Source organism: Mucilaginibacter sp. (assembly GCF_028288185.1).
Lineage (GTDB): Bacteria > Bacteroidota > Bacteroidia > Sphingobacteriales > Sphingobacteriaceae > Mucilaginibacter.
This window is the reverse complement of sequence record NZ_JAQBOF010000013.1, coordinates 24931-41867: the sequence shown is the minus strand read 5'-3', so window position 1 is coordinate 41867 and position 16937 is coordinate 24931. Positions and strand designations below refer to the sequence as shown.

Genomic DNA, 16937 nt, shown 5'->3' with positions numbered 1-16937 from the left:
TTTACGTTTTCAACTTCTTCTTCTTAGCCGCCGGAAACAGCACATTATTCAATATCAATCGATAACCCGGCGAATTTGGGTGCAAGCTCAAGTCTGTTGGAGGTTCGTTGGGGCTGTATTGGTAGTTTTCGGGGTCGTGGCCGCCGTAAAAGGTCCATTGGCCCTTGCCGTATTCGCCATGGATATAGCGTGCCTCGTTGGCGCTTTTTAATTCGCCCATAATAGTTACAGTGGATTTGATCTTTGATTTATCAAAAGCGGTAGCAAGCCCCATAAAACCTTTTATCACGCGATCATGATCCTGCGTGAGCATGCTGGGTACTACATCCCACTTTGCCGAAAAATCAAACAGCGTAAAAAAATCCTCCTCTTGCTGTATATGGCGGGTATTGCTCACATCAATATTACTGAACCTGCCGCCTTGCCTGCCGCCATAGCCATAATCGCTGGTAACTACTGTAAAGTTTTGAAAAGCGAAGGTTTGGGTAAAGTCCAATTTTGATTGCGCGCGTGGGTCGGGAGGGTCGCCATCGTATATTTCGTCAACGATATCTGTTTTGGCAGCAGCCAGGGCAATATCAAAACTATCAGCGCCCGAGCACATCGCCAATAAAAATCCGCCATTGGCGCAAAAATTCCTGATGTTTTGCGCCACCGCCAGTTTCATTTTTGATACTTTTTGGTAACCGAACTTTTTGGCCGTAGCTTCAAATATCGCCTTAGTTTGTAAAAATTTATCAGCATTTCTTCCCCGGTTCTCTTTACTATACTGGCCTGTAAAATCTTCGTGGTGCAGGTGCAGCCAGTCGTATTTGTTCAGATCGCCTTTTAAAACTTCTTCGTCATAAACCAGGTCAAAAGGAATCTCGGCATATTTTAATACCAGCATAACCGCATCGTCTGATGGTTTAACCCCTACCTTTGGCGAGTAGATAGCCATACGTGGCGCCTTTTGTAGTTTTACCACGTCCATATTTACTGATGGGTCATTGATCTGAGCGAGTATGGCGGTTACCTTGTCATCGGCTATAACCTCGTAACTAACGCCACGCACCTTGCATTCGTTCTCTGTTTTAGGGTCGTATTTGGTCATAAAACTGCCGCCACGGTAATTCAACAACCACTCAACCTCTTGATCGTTCTTTAAAACCCAAAAAGCAATACCGTATGATTTTAAGTGATCTTTTTGCAGTTCGTCCATAGGTATAAGTATGGAAGCCGCTTTACCTATGATAGGTAAAAGGAGAAAGGCAAAAGGTAAAAGGTATTTTAGATTTTTCATCGTTTAAAATAACCTATATACAGTTGGCAGTTTACACTAAGCAGCTGGCAATTAAAAATACTAACAATTCATTCAGCTAGCAACTGCCTGCTGCAAACCGGCAACTGCAAACTAAAAAATCACGTTTTCTGCTTCTTCTTTTTAGCAGCCGGGAACAGCACATTATTTAATATCAATCTATAACCCGGCGAGCTTGGATGCAAATTCAAGTCAGTTGGTGGGTCGCTAACCGAGTGCTGGTAATCTTCGGGGTCGTGGCCGCTATAGAAGGTCCATTGCCCTTTGCCAAATTCGCCGTGAATGTAGCGCACTTCGTTGGCAGTTTTCATTTCGCCCATTATAGTAACGCCGGGCTTAATTTTGTTTTTGTTAAAAGCCGTAGTTAACCCCATAAAACCTTTTATCACTTTATCATGGTTTTGGGTAAGCATGCTAGGTACTACATCCCATTTGGCCGAAAAATCAAACAAGGTAAAAAAGTCTTGGGTACGGTCAACTTGGCGGGTGGTGGTTACGTCAATATCACTAAACTGGTGCGAGAAAGGATTGACATCTAAATTAAAATTCTGGAAAGCGAATGTCTGCGTAAAATCCAGCTTGCTTTGCGCGTTAAAATCGGCACCATCGCCATCAAACATACTTTCGCAAATATCTGTATTGGCAGCAGCCAGGGCTATATCAAAGGTTTCGCTACCAGAACACATGGCAAACAAAAAGCCCCCACCGGCAGTAAAATCGCGAATGCGTTGTGCTACAGCCAGCTTCATTTTTGATACTTTTTTAAAGCCCAGTTTAGCGGCCATACCTTCCTGCGCTTTCTTATCATCAATATACCATTGCGCGTTACTAAAACCGGCGAAGAACTTGCTGTACTGGCCCGTAAAATCTTCGTGGTGCATGTGCAGCCAATCATATTTTGGCAGGTCGCCGCGCATTACTTCTTCGTCATAAACCAGGTCGAAAGGGATTTCGGCGTATTTTAGCACCAGGGTAACAGCATCGTCCCACGGCAATTTATTTTTTGGCGAATACACGGCAATACGTGGCGCTTTTTCCAGCTTAACCAAATCCATATTAACTGATGGATCATTTACCTGCGTCAATATTTCTGTTACCTTAGCATCGGCCAAAACCTCGTAGCTAATACCACGGATATTACATTCGTCCTCCAGGTTTTTATCATACTTGGTCATGAAACTGCCGCCGCGATAATTAAGCAACCAATCAACCTCGCCCCCATTTTTTAATACCCAAAATGCTATGCCATAAGCCTTTAAATGATTTTTTTGCACCTCGTCCATCGGCATTAACAGGGACGCGGCCCTGGTTACCAGGGTTAAAAAAATAAAGGCAAAAGGTAAAAGGTATTTTAAGCGGTGCATATTCAAATTTAACGAATAATTATGGAAGGTATTATGTAAATAACTTTATACATTATATTTGAAAATTAAAAATAAAAATTGGAAACAAAAATTTACAAGTATAGCTTCAGCCAAATGGTTTGGGGTGTAAGCACTACATTTCTGTTATTGATTATTAGCTATTGCGAAATAATAACAAATCATTCTGATATAGTAATTGGTTAATTTTTGGTGCTATATCTTTAATAATTGGTAGTCGGTTTGTTTACTTATGTGTTATGTATTACATTCCTTACTTTAATGATAAAACGGCACTCTCTTTAGATAAAGAAAGGTTGCAATGTTTTATTACGGGTAAATTACTATTTCAAGTTGCACCAGATATTATATATTGGAAAGATATAGCAGATATAGATTACACCTATGTTTACCGTAGAGGTGCAATAATAGTTTCAAAATGAAAAATGGAGATGGTGATAGTGCTATATACGCTAAATACAATCCGGGCAGTGATAGTGGTATATCCACCAATTACATTTCGGGTAATAGTAAAGCGATTTATAATACAATAGTTGAATATTTCAATAATTATAAATAGAATTTACCCTCTTCTTTGTTAGTATTCTCTAATCTTTAATCTCCAATCTCTAAAAATTATTACCTTTGCCAACTATTAAAAAAATTGACAATGAGTAAAGCAATTATAAAAACTGAAAAAGGCGACATGACCGTAGAGTTTTACGATACAGACGCACCTAAAGCAGTAGCTAATTTTAAGAAACTAGCAAAAGAAGGATTTTACAACGGCATAGCTTTTCACCGTGTTATCCCTAACTTTATGGTACAGGGCGGTTGCCCGTTCTCTAAAGACCCTGCAACTGCTTATAAAGCAGGCAGCGGCGGACCAGGTTATAACATTGATTGCGAGCTAACCGGCGAACTGCAATATCATGACCGTGGTGTATTATCAATGGCTCACGCGGGCCGCAATACCGGTGGTTCACAATTCTTTATTTGCCATAGCCGCACCAACACTGCCCATCTTGACCGTAATCATACCTGCTTTGGTAAGGTTATTGAAAATGTTGACTTGGTTGATGATATACGCCAGGGCGATAAAATTTTATCAATAGAAGTAACAGAGGACTAAATAAAGTTATGAGTTTTGAGTAGTGAGTTTTGAGTTTTTATAGGCTCAACGCACCACTCAAAACTCAACACTCAAAACTCAACACATATGAATTTAAGCGGAATTGTATCAGTAGCCGGTAAACCGGGATTATGGAAAGCATTGGTACAAAACAAATCGGGTTTTGTATTAGAGAGCTTAGATGCACAAAAAATTAAGCTGATAGCTAACCTATCAACTGCTAAATTAGCGGCGTTGGATGAGATCACCATTTTTGGTGATGCCGAAGATATTAAGTTAACGGACGTATTTGAGCGCATGAAAACCGCGACAAATGCACCCGATGCTAAAGCCGATGGCACCAAGCTAAGAGGTTTTTTTAGAGAAGTTGCCCCAGGCCATGATGAAGAAAAAGTTTATGCTTCGGATATGAAGAAGATATTAAACTGGTTTAACATATTAAAAGATATGCCGCTGTTTAGCGAGGAAGCTCCAAAAGCACCGGAAGCTGGCGAAGGTGAAAAAGTTGCCGCGCCTGTAAAAGTTACAGACAAGCCAAAACCGGTAGCTAAAAAAGCAAACTCGGCACCAAAAGCACAAGCGCCAAAGGTTAGCGCGCCAAAAAATCCATCTAAAAAAGGGTAATTTGATGTGCGCAGATGCTGATGCTAATTGATATGCGGATGTGCAAATATGCAGATGCTTAAAAGGTTTGATATTTTAGAGAGTTGCGAAGTTTAAAAACTTCGCAACTCTTTTTGTTTAGTGACGGTTGTCCGATATTAAAATAGTAGTCCTACATTTTATTTGCATATCTGCACATCCGCACATTTGCACATCCACTTAACAATCCGGTTCATCACACTTCTCATCCGCAAACTCGGGCTCAAATGTGCTATGGTTAATATCCAAATGTTGTAAGCGATGTCTGAGATCGGATTTTATACTGTCAAATAAATGCAGATCTGTCGGGGCTATAACCAGGTGGGCCGTTAGCGCGTTTTCGGTAGTGCTTAGTGCCCATACATGCATGTGGTGAATATCAACCACGCCTTTAGCTTTTAATAGCTCGGCTTTTATTTTGGTCACGTTCATTTCTTTAGGTACGCCATCCATTTCTAAACGCAGGCTATCTTTTAGCAAGCTCCATGTACCACGTAATATCACAACGGCTATAATTAAGCTAACAACGCTATCAATCCAATATAATTTAGTGAAATAGATAATCACACCGGCTATTACTACGCCTAATGATACCACTGCGTCCATTGCCATGTGCATATAAGCGCCTTTTACGTTTAGGTCGGTATCTTTATCCTTTACAAAAAGCCATGCCGTAAACGCGTTTATAGCTATGCCTATTAATGATACCCAGGCAACCGTTGCTCCCTCAATTACCTGCGGGTGCATAAAGCGGATGACAGCCTCATAAGCTATTATACCAATAGAGGCAACCAATATTACCGCGTTAAAAAACGATACTAATATGGTGGAACGTTTATAGCCATAAGTATAATTACTGTTTGAACCCACTTTGGTTAGCTTAAATGCCAGTAAAGCTAAAGCCAGGCCCACAACATCGCTCAGGTTATGCCCGGCATCAGTTAATAAGGATAATGACCCGGTAATTAACCCCGCGATAACCTCTATAATAACAAAAGCTGAATTGAGAATAATACCCCAGATAAAAGCTGCATTTAAATGATCCAGCTTAGGGGCTTCGTGGTGATGATGACCAAATCCATGAGAATGATCGTGTGAATGAGAATGACCTGACATGGTGCAAAGGTAAGGTTTTACAAAGTTAAAATAAACAGCCCCTCCCAACCCTCCCCGGTAGGGAGGCCTTTATAAAAAGTCTCCCCTACCGGGGGAGATTTAGAGGGGGGCTGGGCTTATTCATGATGATAAGGCTCACCTTTAATAATAGTAAACGCCCTGTACAACTGCTCGGTAAAAAACAATCGTATCATCTGATGCGAGAACGTCATCCGCGATAGCGATAATTTATCATTGGCTCTGTCGTAAACCGATTGATCAAAACCATACGGCCCACCCACCACAAACACCAGGCTTGAAATTGAGGTGATGGATTTTTTATTGAGATAATTGGCAAATTGTTTAGAGGTTAGCTCCATCCCTTTTTCGTCCAGCAGGATAACATGATCTAAGGGTGTTATCTTTTTTAGGATCAGTTCGGCCTCTTTGGTTTTTTGTTGTTGCTCGGTCAGGGCTTTGGTATTTTTTAATTCGGGCAGGTCAACCAATTCCAGTTTGATATAATGCTTTAGCCGCTTTACATATTTATCAATGCCATCTTTCAGGTAAGCATCTTCGGTTTTGCCAACGGTGAGGAAAGTTATCTTCATAAAACAACAAATAAACGGTTATTTAAAATATTAGTGTTTATTTTGGCTGATTTTATTTAGAGGATGGAACAAGACATTATAGCGCTTTACAATAATAACGCCCAACTTGCGGGCCAGGAAGCTGACAAATTTAAAAACCAGGCCAACATCTGTTCGATAATGCGGTTGGGAATATTTGTGGCTATAGTGGTAGATATTTCTATTGGTATAGGTAATGAAGATTTTAAAATAGCAGGCGTAATATTTGCGGTATTGCTGTTCGGCTTTGCCTGGCTCGTATCACGCCAGAGTATCTATATGCAAAAAATGCGCTACTTTAACGATTTTAAACTCATTAATGAGAACGAAGTTACCAGCATACAAACCCGCTGCAACCTGTACAATAACGGCGCGCAGTTTAATAACGAAAAACACTTTTATACATCCGACCTGGATATATTCGGCAGCGCGTCATTGTTCCAGTTAATGAACCGTGCGGCAACTGCACCGGGTAATGCTAAACTGGCCGATTGGCTAAGCGCTCCGGCTAAGAAAGATATTATATTGGAACGCCAGGTAGCCGTTAAAGAAATAGCAAACAAAAACCAATGGAAGCTTGAGCTGCAAGCCCTGCTCTTGTTCGCTAATAAAACCGATGCCGACCAGCTCAAAGGGTTATTTAATTATTTGCATACCCCATTAAATATTCCCGGCGAAAAAGCCTTAAGCAACTATATTAAAATAGCGCCATATCTGCTACTGGCAGCCATTATTGGCAGCTTTTTTTGGCCGATAATGCAATTGGCTACTCTGCTTTTGGGCGCCGGTAATTTGGTTATTGTAACATTTAACGGCGGCTATATAGCCAAATCATCAGCCATTGCTGATAAGATAAGCAAGATGCTGGCGGGGTACTCGGTTGTGTTTAATAAAATTGAGAATGAACAATGGCAAGCGCCATACAACAATGCCCTAACTAAAAAAATAAAAGAAAACAGTACCTCAAAAAATATAGCCGGGTTAGCTAAGCTGATAGACAAAATGAGTTACAGCCTGATCATGATCGTGGGCTTTATATTAAACATACTCTTCCTTTGGGCGCTAAAGCAAACCATAGCTATTGAGCAATGGAAACGCAGTAACCACGAAAGTTTAGAAGATGCATTTGAAGTAATTGCCGAATTTGAGGCATTAGTAAGCATAGCCGGCCTACAGTTTAATTACCCCGAGTGGTCGACCCCGCAAATTGAGGATGGCAAGGCGTATACCCTTATCGCTAAAAATGTAGCCCATCCGCTCATCAATAGTAAAAACCGGATAACTAATGATTATGAGCTGACGGATACATTTAAAATAGATATAATTACCGGCTCTAACATGGCGGGTAAAAGCACTTTCTTGCGCACCATAGGCATTAATACGGTGCTGGCGCTCTGCGGCGCGCAGGTTTGTGCAGATAGTATGCAGGTATCGGTAATGACTATGGTGAGTTATATGCGGATCAAAGATTCGCTAAACGAAAAAACATCAACCTTTAAAGCCGAGCTTGACCGCTTACAAATGCTGCTGGCCGCTGTCGAACAGGAATACAAGGTTTTCTTTTTGATTGACGAGATGCTGCGTGGCACCAACTCGGTTGATAAGTACCTGGGATCAAAAGCGGTTATTGAGCAATTGATAGCCAAGAATGCCGTAGGTATGGTTGCTACGCATGACCTGCAGATAGCGCGGCTGGAAGATAGTTATCCGGATTATGTGCGTAATTTCTATTTCGATATACAAGTAAAAGATGGCGAAATGCTATTCGACTATAAAATGAAACACGGCGAATGTAAGACGTTTAATGCCACCCTATTGCTTAAACAAATAGGTATTAACATCCCCACAGCTTAAAATTTCTCTAGACTTATACTGAAGCCTTTGATTTGTTCAAAGGCTTTTTTGTTTAAGAATTATTTTCAAAAGGAATCAATGCCCTGACAGAAGCTTTTGATAACACAGGCCACAGGCTGAAATGATCCTGTAACCTTTCTGCTTAAGTTGCGTCATTGTCAAAACAATTCTATGAAAAAAACAACTATCAATTTGTTTTATTAAAGGTGTTCATGAGGGCTTCGCCGTTTAGAGGGGGCTGCGAACTAATCTTGCCACAAACATACTATCCGCCTTATTCTCGTATCCCTTCAAAACTTTAACTTCTTCTAGCTTCAATCCACACTCTTTAACCAAATAATCAACCACTTCCTCATTTTCAGCTTTAAAGGCAGAGCAGGTAATGTAGATCAATGGTTTGCCGGGTTTTAAGAATTTGATAACATTTGCGGCTATAGTTTTTTGCAAGCGCTGAAAGAACTCTATCTTCTGTGGTTCAAACTGCGATATCATTTCGGGTGTGCGGCCCCAGGTTCCAGAGCCGCTGCAGGGGGCATCCAATATAATGCCATCAAACTCATAATCATGCAGGCTTTGGTCCACGTTTTGGGTAAGATCCAGTTGCTTTTTTTGATATTTCATTAATCCCGCCGAGCGGAAACGTTCGTCCAAATTAGCCAATATAGATTCACGAATATCAGACACCACCAACTTAATATTAGGCTCCAGTTCATGCAATAGCAGCGATTTACCGCCTGATGCCGCGCAGGCATCCCACCAGGCATCCCATTTGTTGGGCTTAAAGTAATTGGCTGTTTGTTGCGATGAATAATCCTGCACCTCAAACCAATGCTGAGTAGGGAAGATAATTTCCAGCCGCGTCCCGTTAGGTAAAACTAAACAGCCATTAGCTTCATCTTTAAAAACTATGGAGGCTTTGGTTAACTCGGCTTTTACCAGATGGTCGTAGCCATTATGTACGTGTATAAACAGATCGGGCTGTACAAAGAATGATTTGAGGAAAGCCGTCTTATCAATATCCGGCGATACCTGGTTGATCCACGGGAAAACATCTTCCAGTTTAAAATCCGGGTAAGTTTTAATTACCAGGTCTATCTTTTCTTCGATAGTAAAACCAATGCAGGCCGCCCAATCGGGTTTAAAATGTTGGATGAAAGAGTTGGTTTGCGTATTGCATAAAAACTCGGCAACCATTAAACGGTCCTCGGTAGAGGTGTTCCAAAGGGCTTTACCCAGGCGAAAATAATTGTACACCAACCTATTGGCAATGCGCCGGTCGGTAGATCCCATTTGTTTGTTTTGGCGATAAAAGCCGGGTAAAAATTTGCCTAAAGGAGTTTCGGCTGGGTATTCGCCCAATATGCGCTGAAATGTTTTAAGCTGGTTTATCGCCTTCATTCTACCTTCCTCAATTCGTAATAACGGTAATCCATCATATTTACATGGGTATTAATATAGCCAACTCCCGGTTTTTTTATAAAGTGGAAGTTGTTATGTAGCCCCGTAAAATCGTTGTCTGTTAAATTTTTCACTTCCCCCTTATTAGCGCCTAGTAATTTACCAAAATAAAGGCCCTCATCAAAACCTTTTATGGCATATTCGCTTGGCTCAATATGGTAAGCTTTTCGGTAACTGCGCAGAAAGTCTATAGTCGCGGCGGCTTTATAATCAACCTGGTCGGTTGATGTGATATGTGTTCTTAACCGTTGTAAGATATCAGCATGTAAAAAGCTGAATTTCTCCCAGCTGGGATGACCAAATAATATAACAGGATACTTGCGGGCCAGCGAATCTAACGAATGCATGGTAACTGTTAAAAAAGCCTGGTTGGTTGACGATATTAAAAAAATGTTGGGGCTAATAGCTGAAAGTTGCGGCACTAACGCGGTTAACTTCCCCCTAACAATAACTGTTTGCACTACCTGGGTACGGCCCTTGCTTAAACTATCAATAGTATTTTTAAACGGAACGATATAGTCGTTATCTTCTGAATAGCCTGATTTAAGTACGAATATTTTTTGCGGATTTAAACGGGTATGTATGTATTTGGCAGTCACCGATGCATGGTATTCTAATGGGGGAATAACAGTAACCAAATTTTGATTAGCAATAGTAGCAGGTGCGGCTGGTGACAAGGGAGAAATAATAAGTTTGCGTGCGCCCACTAAAACACTTGTAAATGCTTTCAGATCGTCCGGGAAAATGGGGCCAACTATAAGGTCGCTGGCGCGGACCTGCGGGTTATAAGCAAACGCATGCGCCTGTGATGTTAATCCTTTGGTATCATATACCTGTAGTTTATAATTATACCCAAGTGCGGTAAGCGAATCAAGCGCCAGCTTAAAGCCCTGGTAATAATCCAAAGCTATATTGGCTTGCTTTAAAGTTGCATCGGTATAGCCGGAGCTTAAATGATCAAGCTCGAACGGCAGCAGCATAGCAATGGTTGATTGTTTCGGCGGTGCCGGCTTTGGCGGTTCAACTTTAACAACGGATTTTTCAGATTCGGGTTTTACGGGGGCCACAACCACCGGACGCACTTTAGGCGAGCAGGCAGCCACTAAAATGGCTATCCCTAAAAATATTAACCGCTTATTCCCACTCAATTGTGGCGGGCGGCTTCGAACTGATATCATATACTACCCGGTTTATCCCTTTTACATTGTTAATGATCTCGTTTGATATTTTAGCCAGCAAATCATAAGGTAAATGGCACCAATCTGCCGTCATCCCGTCTACTGATTCAACCGCGCGTAAGCAAACTACATTCTCGTAAGTGCGCTCATCGCCCATAACACCTACCGATTGTACCGGTAAAAATATGGTGCCGGCCTGCCATACTTTATCATAAACACCTGCACTGCGCAAATTGTTGATATAAATAGCATCAGCCTCTTGTAATATAGCAACTTTTTCGGGCGTAACTTCACCTAATATCCTGATAGCCAGCCCCGGACCCGGAAAAGGGTGGCGGCCTAAAATATTTTGATCAATACCCAAAGCCTTACCAACACGGCGTACTTCATCCTTAAACAAAGTATTTAATGGCTCAACAACCTTTAATTTCATAAAGTCAGGCAAGCCGCCTACGTTATGGTGCGATTTAATGGTAGCGGACGGCCCTTTTACAGATACAGATTCGATAACATCAGGGTAGATCGTTCCTTGTCCTAACCATTTAACGTCCTGTACCTCGTGTGCGGCATCATCAAAAACCTCAATAAAAACACGGCCAATAGCCTTGCGTTTCGCTTCAGGTTCTGATAAACCCGCTAACGCATCATAAAAGCGCTGTTTAGCATCAATGCCTTTTATATTTAGGCCCATATGCTGGTAAGAATCCAATACCGATTGGTATTCGTCTTTACGCAGCAAGCCATTATCAACAAATATGCAGTGCAGATTTTTGCCGATAGCGTGGTGCAGCAATACCGCCGCTACGGATGAATCAACACCACCTGATAAACCTAATACCACTTTATCATTGCCTAGTTTTTCTTTAAGCGCGGCTATGGTAGTTTCAACGAACGAGTCTGCTGTCCAATCTTGGGAGCAGCCGCATATATCAACCAAAAAGTTTTGCAGCAATTGCTTGCCGTCTAAACTATGGGTAACCTCGGGGTGAAACTGTATACCGTAAGTTTGTGTACCGGTTATTTGGTAAGCAGCAACTTTTACGCTGTCTGTACTGGCAATTATCTCGAAATTACTGGCCAGCGTAGCAATGGTATCGCCATGCGACATCCATGTTTGCGAACCAACAGGAATATCCTTAAACAACGGGTTTGTCTGGTTAATATAGCTAAGGTTGGCCCGGCCATACTCGCGTGTGCTTGATGGTAATACCTCGCCGCCGTTAAAATGCGCTAAATATTGCGCGCCATAACAAACGCCCAGTAAAGGCAGTTTGCCATGAAATTTCATAAAATCAACATGCAGGGCATCTTCCTGGCGAACCGAATAAGGGCTGCCTGAGAGGATTACTCCTTTTACAGTGCTATCAATTTCTGGAATTTTATTAAACGGGTGGATCTCGCAGTAAATGTTGAGTTCCCTAACCCGGCGCGCGATAAGTTGTGTAAACTGCGAGCCGAAGTCAAGAATGAGGATTTTTTCTTGCATGGGCAAAGATAGTTTTTTGCGGGGAATTTGGGAAGGAGAAATTGAAAGACTTACGAAGTTTACAAAACTCGCAAGTCTAACCAATACTTTAAAATCCTATTCCTCACATTAAAGCTTTCAGTAACGTTTTATATAGATGGGGATGAGTTTTTAAAGATGTTAGCTACCACCATGGTCACCATACTCAAGTGCATTGGCAAAGCTATAGCAACCTAAATAAACAAGAACTGTAAAGTAAATTCTTTTCATAACGGTGATACGTTTATGTCAGCACAAAGCTAATTTATTTTAAATGGGGTTTCTGATAAAAGAAATGATAGGAGTATAACGTTTACTTTATATTTGACAAATGCCTAAAAAAACATTCCTCATCCTCCTGATTCTTTGCATTAGCAGCCTGGTAAAAGCCCAAACTGCCGATGATGTTTACAATCTATACCTTGATTTCAACCTAAAACGGTTTGAGGGTGATGCTACAAAAGCGTTACAGATCGGCGAACAAATATTGCCCAATGTTAATAAGCTGCCTGCCAAAAGCCGGGTGATGTTTTATAATGGCTTTGCTAAATTATATGAAGATGATGAGCAATCTATAGAAGCGATCCCCTTATACGAAAAGGTTGCTACAGCCCAACCCGATTATTATGTGGCACATCGTGCGTTAGGCTACTTGTATTTAAAACTTGCTGATGCCTTATATACTAAACTACAGGCATCACCAGGTGATAAAGAAATTGCCGCGGCTTATAAAGTCGCTGCACTAAAAGCATTGCCACACTTAGAAAAGGCCCAGGCCTGCGACCCCAGCGATGAAACATTGGCAACTATTAAAACGCTTTATACCAACATACATGACGAGGTGGGCCTGCGATCATTAAATGCAAGGCTAAAGGCGTTAAGTAAAAGCTGTTTGGATATTTTGAGTGAGTAATTTTAAAGATTTGACAACTTTTAAAATTGTCAAATCTATTTGAGGTGTAATTAAAATTTAAGGCCTACGGTAAAGTTTGCTCTCTCCAGGTTAGCGCTGTCTGAACCTTTTACTAAAATATTAGAAGCCCCAATTTGTTGGTCAAATTCAAAAAAGGCTTTTAGCTTATCAGTAATTGGTATTTTGAAACCAATATTGGCGTCAATACCAAAATCTGTGCTGTTAAAACTGCTTTTCAAATCAGAATTAGTATAACTATCGGTTGCATTCAGTAAAAAGCCTACATAAGGGCCGGCGCCTAAATACCAATTTTTTTCTTTTCCAAAATGAGCGTTAAGCGTAAGCGGTATAGTAACATAGTTTAGGGTGTAGTAAACACCTGTTACTTGTTTTGTACCATCAGCATAAATAGCGTCTCCCCATCCTTTTGGGTCATAAATAGCTCTTAATTTTAGGCCTACTACGTCAGATAAATAATGTTCGGCAGATAAAGCTGCAGAGAAGTTCCAAATGAGGCCCGTACCGGCACCGTACTGCTGGCTTGACGTAACATAAGCACTATTAATACCCAGGTTAAAGCCAAATTCGTTTTGACCTTTAGTTTGCGCGTGTGCCATTGAGTAAATGCCCAACACAGTAAAAAGTGTAAAGATTTTTTTCATAATTGATGTTTTATAGGTTTTTTGGTTTGCTAAGGTAATTTATTTTTTAAAATTTACTACCAATATTATAAATCAAAAAGTGGATGAATATTGTCAAAACCTAACACTTACATAATTAGCTACTAAACTAATAGAGATTTTCTTAATTTCGCGGATTAATACCGTATAATAAACTCATGGATTATCAATTTAAAGATATAGAGCAAAAGTGGCAACAGTTTTGGGCAGACAACCAAACTTTTAAAGCTGAAGACAAAACCACCAAACCCAAGTACTATGTGCTGGATATGTTTCCGTATCCGTCTGGGGCGGGGCTGCATGTGGGCCATCCGCTGGGCTATATCGCTTCTGATATTTTTGCACGTTACAAACGCCTAAAAGGTTTTAACGTATTGCATCCCATGGGTTATGATAGTTTTGGCTTACCTGCCGAGCAGTATGCTATACAAACCGGCCAGCACCCTGCTGTTACAACCGAAGCAAATATTGCCACTTACCGCCGCCAGTTAGATCAGATAGGTTTTTCTTTCGATTGGAGCCGCGAGGTGCGCACCAGCTCACCCGATTATTATAAGTGGACGCAGTGGATCTTTATGCAGCTATTTAACAACTGGTATAATAAAGATGCCGATAAAGCGCAATCCATAACCAAACTTATTGAGCATTTTGAAAGTAACGGCTCAGCAGGTGTTAATGCGGTTTGCGATGAAGAAGTTTCAACTTTTACTGCTAATGAGTGGAAAGCTAAAAGTGCTAATGAACAACAGAAAGAGTTATTAAAATATCGCCTTACATACTTACGCGAAAGCACTGTAAACTGGTGCCCGGCATTAGGTACTGTATTGGCTAATGACGAGGTTAAAGACGGCTTTAGCGAACGTGGCGGCTACCCCGTTGAACAAAAGAAAATGATGCAGTGGAGCATGCGCATTACCGCTTATGCCGAGCGTTTATTAAAAGGTTTAGATAAAATAGACTGGCCTGAACCGCTTAAAGAAATGCAGCGCAACTGGATAGGTAAAAGCACAGGCGCAAGTGTAAAGTTTCCGATAGAGAGTCAAGAATCAAGAATCAAGAGTCAAGAATATATTGAGGTTTTTACAACCAGGGTTGATACGATATTTGGTGTTACGTTTTTAGTAATAGCCCCGGAGCATGAGTTGGTTGCAGAATTAACTACCTCTGAACAAAAAGCAGCTATAGACGCTTACATCGTCCAAACCAAAAAGAAATCTGAGCTGGACAGGATGGCTGATGCTAAAACGGTATCAGGTGCGTTTACGGGCAGCTATGTGCTTAACCCATTAAACGGCGAGAAGGTACAGATTTGGATAGCTGATTATGTTTTGGCTGGCTATGGTACGGGCGCGGTTATGGCTGTACCATCAGGCGATCAGCGGGATTATTTGTTTGCTAAACATTTTAACCTGCCAATAGTAGCGATACTGGATACACAAAATATTGAAACCGAGGCCGACCCGACAAAAGAGGGTAAATACATTAACTCGGACTTTGCCAACGGATTAGGTTATAAAGAAGCGACCGCGGCTATTATTGCTAAACTGGAAAGTTTAGGTTTAGGCAAAGCAAAAGTAAACTTCAGGATGCGCGATGCCATTTTTGGCCGCCAGCGTTATTGGGGCGAACCCGTTCCGGTTTATTTTAAAGAGGGATTGCCGCACTTAATAAGCGAAAGCGACTTACCATTACTATTACCTGAAGTAGATAAATACCTGCCAACTGAAAGCGGCGAACCACCATTGGGAAGAGCAGAGGGCTGGAAACACCCCGAGGGAGAATATGAACTAAGCACCATGCCGGGCTGGGCTGGCTCAAGTTTTTACTGGTACCGCTACATGGATGCACATAACAATAAGGAGTTTGCATCCAAAGAAGCTATTGCCTATTGGAAAGATGTCGACTTATACATTGGCGGCAGCGAGCATGCAACCGGCCACTTACTGTACAGCCGTTTCTGGAACAAATTTTTGAAGGATATTGACCTGGTTATTGAGGAAGAGCCGTTTAAGAAACTGATTAACCAGGGGATGATACAGGGGAGGAGTAACTTTATTTATAAAATAGGATATAGTGTTTCTTATCCTCCAGTATATGATGGAGAAGATGATACAATATTTGACAAAAGATCAAATGAGTCTGATAAAATATTGCCACAAATTTTAATATCCAAAAAGTGGTACAACGAATATTTAAGTAATAAAAATTATAGAAAATTTTTATATGATTTTTTAAGGGACGAATTTTTGAAAAATATCCAGCAAAATTCTACTGATGCATCAATGTATAATGGAGCATTTATAGATGAAGATATTTTTAAGGTAATACCTACACATGTTGATGTAAATATTGTGGAGAATGATATCTTAAATATTAAAAAACTTAGAGGCTCAAGAAAAGATTGTCAAAACGCAATTTTTATACTGGAAGATGGGTCTATGTCTTATCCGACAAATCCAGGCAAAGATGGCACATACATCTGCGGTGTTGAAATCGAAAAGATGTCGAAATCTAAATTCAATGTGGTTAACCCGGATGACCTGATTGCCCGTTATGGTGCCGATACCCTGCGCATGTACGAAATGTTTTTAGGTCCGCTCGAACAAAGCAAACCGTGGAACACTAACGGCATAGAAGGTGTATTTAAATTTCTGCGTAAGTTTTGGCGTATGTTCCATAACGAGGCCTGGGAGTTTACCGTGTCAGGCGCAGAGCCAACCAAAGCCGAATTAAAATCATTACACAAGATCATCCGTAAGGTGGAGGAAGATGTGGAGCGTTTCTCGTTCAATACTTCGGTTTCCAGCTTCATGATCGCTATAAATGAGTTGACTGATTTAAAATGCAATAACCGCAAAGTATTGCAGGATTTGGTTATAGTGTTATCATCGTATGCCCCACATATCTGCGAGGAACTTTGGGTGATGCTGGGTAATGAGGCCGGTACTTTATCATACGCTACTTATCCAAAATTTAACCCTGCTTATTTAGTCGAGGATGAATTTGTCTATCCTATATCCATCAACGGAAAAACTAAAATGAACCTTAATATTTCTTTGAGCCTGGAGCCTAAAGAAATTGAAGAATTTGTATTAGCTAACGCTGATGTGCAACGTTATCTTGACGGCAAACAACCTAAAAAGGTAATTGTGGTAAAGGGCCGTATTGTTAATATGGTGGTTTAGAAGTAG

At 41.0% G+C, this 16937-nt stretch carries 14 protein-coding genes; 6 read left to right on the top strand and 8 right to left on the bottom strand.

Annotated features, from left to right (window positions below):
• Position 1: 1 nt before the first annotated feature.
• Positions 2 to 1201 carry an asparagine synthetase B gene (locus JWQ34_RS06390; RefSeq protein ID WP_299355776.1) on the bottom strand — a complete coding sequence of 400 codons (1200 nt, stop codon included), beginning with the start codon at positions 1199 to 1201 and terminating at the stop codon, positions 2 to 4.
• Between the two features lie 200 nt (positions 1202 to 1401).
• Complete coding sequence (locus JWQ34_RS06385) at positions 1402 to 2583, bottom strand: asparagine synthetase B (protein ID WP_299355773.1); 1182 nt, start codon at positions 2581 to 2583, stop codon at positions 1402 to 1404.
• 517 nt (positions 2584 to 3100) lie between these two features.
• Between JWQ34_RS06385 and JWQ34_RS06380 the strand changes: the two genes are divergently transcribed.
• From JWQ34_RS06380 to JWQ34_RS06370, 3 genes are all read left to right on the top strand, one after another.
• The gene (locus tag JWQ34_RS06380; RefSeq protein ID WP_299355625.1) at positions 3101 to 3241 is read left to right on the top strand and encodes a hypothetical protein; all 141 of its coding nucleotides are present in this window, start codon (positions 3101 to 3103) and stop codon (positions 3239 to 3241) included.
• Positions 3242 to 3331: 90 nt separating this feature from the next.
• Positions 3332 to 3793 (top strand): peptidylprolyl isomerase, encoded by a 462-nt coding sequence (locus tag JWQ34_RS06375; protein ID WP_299355623.1) that lies wholly within the window; start codon positions 3332 to 3334, stop codon positions 3791 to 3793.
• Positions 3794 to 3880: 87 nt separating this feature from the next.
• Positions 3881 to 4417 carry a DUF5606 domain-containing protein gene (locus JWQ34_RS06370; RefSeq protein ID WP_299355622.1) on the top strand — a complete coding sequence of 179 codons (537 nt, stop codon included), beginning with the start codon at positions 3881 to 3883 and terminating at the stop codon, positions 4415 to 4417.
• Between the two features lie 198 nt (positions 4418 to 4615).
• On the opposite strand, the gene JWQ34_RS06365 is transcribed toward JWQ34_RS06370, so the two are convergent.
• Together JWQ34_RS06365 and rlmH are read right to left on the bottom strand one after the other, a co-directional pair.
• On the bottom strand, positions 4616 to 5551 hold the full coding sequence (locus tag JWQ34_RS06365) for a cation diffusion facilitator family transporter (protein WP_299355620.1): 936 nt from the start codon (positions 5549 to 5551) through the stop codon (positions 4616 to 4618).
• A 116-nt stretch (positions 5552 to 5667) separates the two neighbouring features.
• Positions 5668 to 6141 carry a 23S rRNA (pseudouridine(1915)-N(3))-methyltransferase RlmH gene (gene rlmH, locus JWQ34_RS06360; RefSeq protein ID WP_299355618.1) on the bottom strand — a complete coding sequence of 158 codons (474 nt, stop codon included), beginning with the start codon at positions 6139 to 6141 and terminating at the stop codon, positions 5668 to 5670.
• Between the two features lie 63 nt (positions 6142 to 6204).
• On the opposite strand from rlmH, the gene JWQ34_RS06355 reads away from it, so the two are divergent.
• On the top strand, positions 6205 to 8013 hold the full coding sequence (locus tag JWQ34_RS06355) for a DNA mismatch repair protein MutS (protein WP_299355616.1): 1809 nt from the start codon (positions 6205 to 6207) through the stop codon (positions 8011 to 8013).
• 228 nt (positions 8014 to 8241) lie between these two features.
• On the opposite strand, the gene JWQ34_RS06350 is transcribed toward JWQ34_RS06355, so the two are convergent.
• From JWQ34_RS06350 to guaA, 3 genes are read right to left on the bottom strand one after another with little or no spacing between them, the layout of a single operon-like run.
• Positions 8242 to 9411, bottom strand: a complete 1170-nt coding sequence (locus JWQ34_RS06350; RefSeq protein WP_299355613.1) for an RsmB/NOP family class I SAM-dependent RNA methyltransferase — start codon at positions 9409 to 9411, stop codon at positions 8242 to 8244.
• Complete coding sequence (locus JWQ34_RS06345) at positions 9408 to 10649, bottom strand: ABC transporter substrate-binding protein (protein WP_299355610.1); 1242 nt, start codon at positions 10647 to 10649, stop codon at positions 9408 to 9410. The genes JWQ34_RS06350 and JWQ34_RS06345 overlap by 4 nt, the downstream gene beginning before the upstream one ends.
• Positions 10606 to 12135 (bottom strand): glutamine-hydrolyzing GMP synthase, encoded by a 1530-nt coding sequence (gene guaA / locus JWQ34_RS06340; protein WP_299355607.1) that lies wholly within the window; start codon positions 12133 to 12135, stop codon positions 10606 to 10608. Before guaA ends, JWQ34_RS06345 begins: the two co-directional genes overlap by 44 nt.
• A 349-nt stretch (positions 12136 to 12484) precedes the next feature.
• Between guaA and JWQ34_RS06335 the strand changes: the two genes are divergently transcribed.
• The gene (locus JWQ34_RS06335; RefSeq protein ID WP_299355604.1) at positions 12485 to 13066 is read left to right on the top strand and encodes a hypothetical protein; all 582 of its coding nucleotides are present in this window, start codon (positions 12485 to 12487) and stop codon (positions 13064 to 13066) included.
• A 50-nt stretch (positions 13067 to 13116) separates the two neighbouring features.
• Here the strand turns inward: JWQ34_RS06335 and JWQ34_RS06330 are convergent, their stop codons facing one another.
• Entirely contained in the window at positions 13117 to 13728 is a 612-nt protein-coding gene (locus tag JWQ34_RS06330; protein ID WP_299355602.1) for an outer membrane beta-barrel protein, read from the bottom strand.
• A gap of 176 nt (positions 13729 to 13904) precedes the next feature.
• Between JWQ34_RS06330 and JWQ34_RS06325 the strand changes: the two genes are divergently transcribed.
• Positions 13905 to 16931, top strand: a complete 3027-nt coding sequence (locus tag JWQ34_RS06325) for a leucine--tRNA ligase (protein ID WP_299355599.1) — start codon at positions 13905 to 13907, stop codon at positions 16929 to 16931.
• Positions 16932 to 16937 lie beyond the last annotated feature (6 nt).

Bases quoted from the DNA above. Each gene is read 5' to 3' on its own strand.
- JWQ34_RS06390 (WP_299355776.1), bottom strand. From the start codon at position 1,201: ATGGACGAACTGCAAAAAGATCACTTAAAATCATACGGTATTGCTTTT.
- JWQ34_RS06385 (WP_299355773.1), bottom strand. From the start codon at position 2,583: ATGGACGAGGTGCAAAAAAATCATTTAAAGGCTTATGGCATAGCATTT.
- JWQ34_RS06380 (WP_299355625.1), top strand. From the start codon at position 3,101: ATGAAAAATGGAGATGGTGATAGTGCTATATACGCTAAATACAATCCG.
- JWQ34_RS06375 (WP_299355623.1), top strand. From the start codon at position 3,332: ATGAGTAAAGCAATTATAAAAACTGAAAAAGGCGACATGACCGTAGAG.
- JWQ34_RS06370 (WP_299355622.1), top strand. From the start codon at position 3,881: ATGAATTTAAGCGGAATTGTATCAGTAGCCGGTAAACCGGGATTATGG.
- JWQ34_RS06365 (WP_299355620.1), bottom strand. From the start codon at position 5,551: ATGTCAGGTCATTCTCATTCACACGATCATTCTCATGGATTTGGTCAT.
- rlmH (WP_299355618.1), bottom strand. From the start codon at position 6,141: ATGAAGATAACTTTCCTCACCGTTGGCAAAACCGAAGATGCTTACCTG.
- JWQ34_RS06355 (WP_299355616.1), top strand. From the start codon at position 6,205: ATGGAACAAGACATTATAGCGCTTTACAATAATAACGCCCAACTTGCG.
- JWQ34_RS06350 (WP_299355613.1), bottom strand. From the start codon at position 9,411: ATGAAGGCGATAAACCAGCTTAAAACATTTCAGCGCATATTGGGCGAA.
- JWQ34_RS06345 (WP_299355610.1), bottom strand. From the start codon at position 10,649: ATGATATCAGTTCGAAGCCGCCCGCCACAATTGAGTGGGAATAAGCGG.
- guaA (WP_299355607.1), bottom strand. From the start codon at position 12,135: ATGCAAGAAAAAATCCTCATTCTTGACTTCGGCTCGCAGTTTACACAA.
- JWQ34_RS06335 (WP_299355604.1), top strand. From the start codon at position 12,485: ATGCCTAAAAAAACATTCCTCATCCTCCTGATTCTTTGCATTAGCAGC.
- JWQ34_RS06330 (WP_299355602.1), bottom strand. From the start codon at position 13,728: ATGAAAAAAATCTTTACACTTTTTACTGTGTTGGGCATTTACTCAATG.
- JWQ34_RS06325 (WP_299355599.1), top strand. From the start codon at position 13,905: ATGGATTATCAATTTAAAGATATAGAGCAAAAGTGGCAACAGTTTTGG.